Annotated in this window: 2 protein-coding genes; both read right to left on the reverse strand. The window is 57.9% G+C overall.

The features are described from left to right. Positions 1-1,973: transketolase (tkt, locus tag NIE88_RS21860; RefSeq protein ID WP_253065670.1), on the reverse strand; the 1,973-nt coding region annotated here is incomplete at its 3' end. Positions 1,974-1,995: 22 nt separating this feature from the next. Further along, on the reverse strand, positions 1,996-2,724 hold a 729-nt coding region (locus NIE88_RS21865; protein ID WP_253065671.1), incomplete at its 5' end, for a transaldolase.

Raw genomic sequence — 2,724 nt, forward strand, 5'->3', positions numbered from 1 at the left:
TCCGCCACATGCTCAGGAGTAAAGCCGTATTCCTTCGTTACAATGGCCGCCGGTCCCGAGGCGCCGAAGCGGTCAACAGTCACGAGGGCTCCCGTGCTGCCGACAAATTCATGCCAGCCTTGTGACGACGCCATTTCAATCCCGACACGTGCCGTGACGGAGGCCGGAAGCACTGCTTCCCGGTACGCTTCCGGCTGCTCGCGGAAGCGTCCCCAAGACGGCAGACTGACCACGCGCGTGTGGATCTGCTCGGCTTCCAGCAGCTCCCGCGCCTGATCGGCGAGCCCGACTTCCGAACCGGTCGCAATCAGAATCCCTTCCGGCTTACCGCCTTTAGCTTCGCTGACCACATATCCGCCACGGCGGACGCCTTCATCCGCCTGCTCCGCTTCCCCGTCCAGGCTCGTCACGTTTTGACGGGTCAGCACCAGCACCGTTGGTCGGTCGCGGCTTTCGACCGCGACCTTCCACGCTTCGCGCACTTCATTCCCGTCGGCCGGGCGAAGGACATTCAGATTCGGAATCGCCCGCAGGCCGGCCAATTGTTCGATCGGCTCATGGGTCGGTCCGTCTTCGCCGACGGCGATCGAGTCATGCGTGAAGACGAAGATCGACGGAATGCCCATCAGCGCGGCCAAACGGATCGCCGGCTTCGCATAATCCGAGAAGGTGAAGAAGGTCGCGCCGTACGGAATCACACCGCCGTGCAGCGCCAGCCCGTTGACCGCCGCGCTCATCGCGAACTCACGCACCCCGAACCAGATGTTCCGTCCGGCATAGGATTCAGGCAGGAACTCGCCGCCGTCCTTGATCGCTGTCTTTGTCGACGACGCCAGATCGGCCGCCCCGCCGAACAGGTTCGGCACGGTCTTAGCGAGCGCGTGGATCACCTCACCCGAGGTTTGGCGTGTCGCTTTCTGCGTACCGGAGGCGTAAACCGGCAGCGCGTCCGCATAATCCGGGGCCAGTTCGCCCTTGACCGCTTTCTTCAGCTGCGCCGCGAGTTCCGGATAGGCCTCGGCGTAGGCGTTAAAGTGTTGGTTCCATTCCGTTTGGACCGCGGCTTCGGATACGTTCAGCTTCCGGAAATGGGCCTGAACCTCTTCCGGAACATAGAACGGTTCATGATCCCAGCCATACGCTTTCTTGGTTGCCTGCGTTTCTTCGGCACCGAGGGGATTGCCGTGCACCTTGTTTGTTCCCGCCAGATGCGGCGAACCGAAGCCAATCGTCGTCTGCACTTCGATCAGAGTCGGGCGGCTGCTGTCCGCCGTCGCCTGATCCAAAGCAGCCTTAATTGATTCCACGTCGTTGCCATCCTCGACCAGCAGCGTCTGCCAGCCATAGGCGTCAAAGCGCTGACGCACGTTTTCCGTAAATGACATGTTCAGTTTGCCATCGAGGGAAATGTTATTCGAATCATACAGCAGCACCAGTTTGCCGAGCTTGAGCCGTCCCGCCAGTGACGCGGCTTCCGAAGACACGCCCTCCATCAAGTCCCCGTCGCCGCAGAGCGCGTAGGTATGATGATCGATGACGGAGAAACGGTCCCGATTGTAGGTGGCGGCCAGATGCGCTTCGGCCATCGCCATCCCGACCGCCATCGCAATCCCCTGACCGAGCGGGCCTGTCGTTGCTTCAACGCCGACCGTATGCCCGTATTCCGGATGGCCCGGCGTGCGGCTGCCCCACTGGCGGAACTTTTTCAGTTCCTCCAGCGGAAGTCCGTAATTGAACAGGTGCAGCAGGCTGTACAGAAGCATTGAGCCGTGACCGGCCGACAGGACAAAGCGATCGCGGTCGAACCAGTTCGGATCAGCCGGATTATGCTTCAGCTTCTTCGCCCACAGAGTGTAGGCCATCGGCGCGGCGCCCATCGGCAGCCCCGGATGACCGGAGTTCGCCTGGTTGATCGCGTCGATCGATAGGGTACGAATGGTATCTATGGATAATTGCTCAATGGTTGTTGTCATCGTGAACACTCCTTATCTTCGTTTATTTAGAAACAGGTTCTGAAGGTTCTCCATCCGATAGAATCGTATAGCCCAATGACTGGATATCCTTGTTAAAGGCTTTGACGGTATCCAATGAGACCTGTTCCAGCGTTTTGCCGACCTTTTTCAGCTTCGTGATGATTTCCGGTGTGCAGGTGATGATGTCGACGCCCAGCCGGTCCGCTTCATAGACATTGAACAGTTCACGCGAGCTGGCCCAGAGTAAATTGGCGCCCTTCTTAGACGTGCAGATGGCAACCGCCTGCTTCATGTAAGGGATCGGATCACGGCCGGTATCGGCGATGCGCCCGGCAAAGACCGAGACAATGTTTTCCACATCCGGATTCAACGCGGCGACCGTTTCTTCAACTTGCTTGATGGTCAGAAGCGCCGTGATGTTCAGCGAGTAGCCTTTGTCTTCCAGCTTTTTGATCAGCGGAATCGAGGACTCACCTTTCGTGTTGGTAATCGGAATCTTGATGAAGACATTTTTGCCAAAGGAGTGAATCTTTTCCGCCTCCTTTTCCATCGTTTCAAAGTCATCCGCAAACACCTCAAAGGATAGCGGCAGATCGGGGATCTTTTCCACCACTTCTTTGGCGAAGCCCACATAATCCTTCACGCCGGCCTTTTTCATCAGACTCGGATTGGTCGTGAACCCACTGACAAAACCGGATTGATATGCATCCAGCATATCACTGAGCACCGCACCATCCGCATAAATTTTTAC

It is taken from the genome of Sporolactobacillus shoreicorticis (assembly GCF_024125445.1).
Taxonomy (GTDB): domain Bacteria; phylum Bacillota; class Bacilli; order Bacillales; family Sporolactobacillaceae; genus Sporolactobacillus; species Sporolactobacillus shoreicorticis.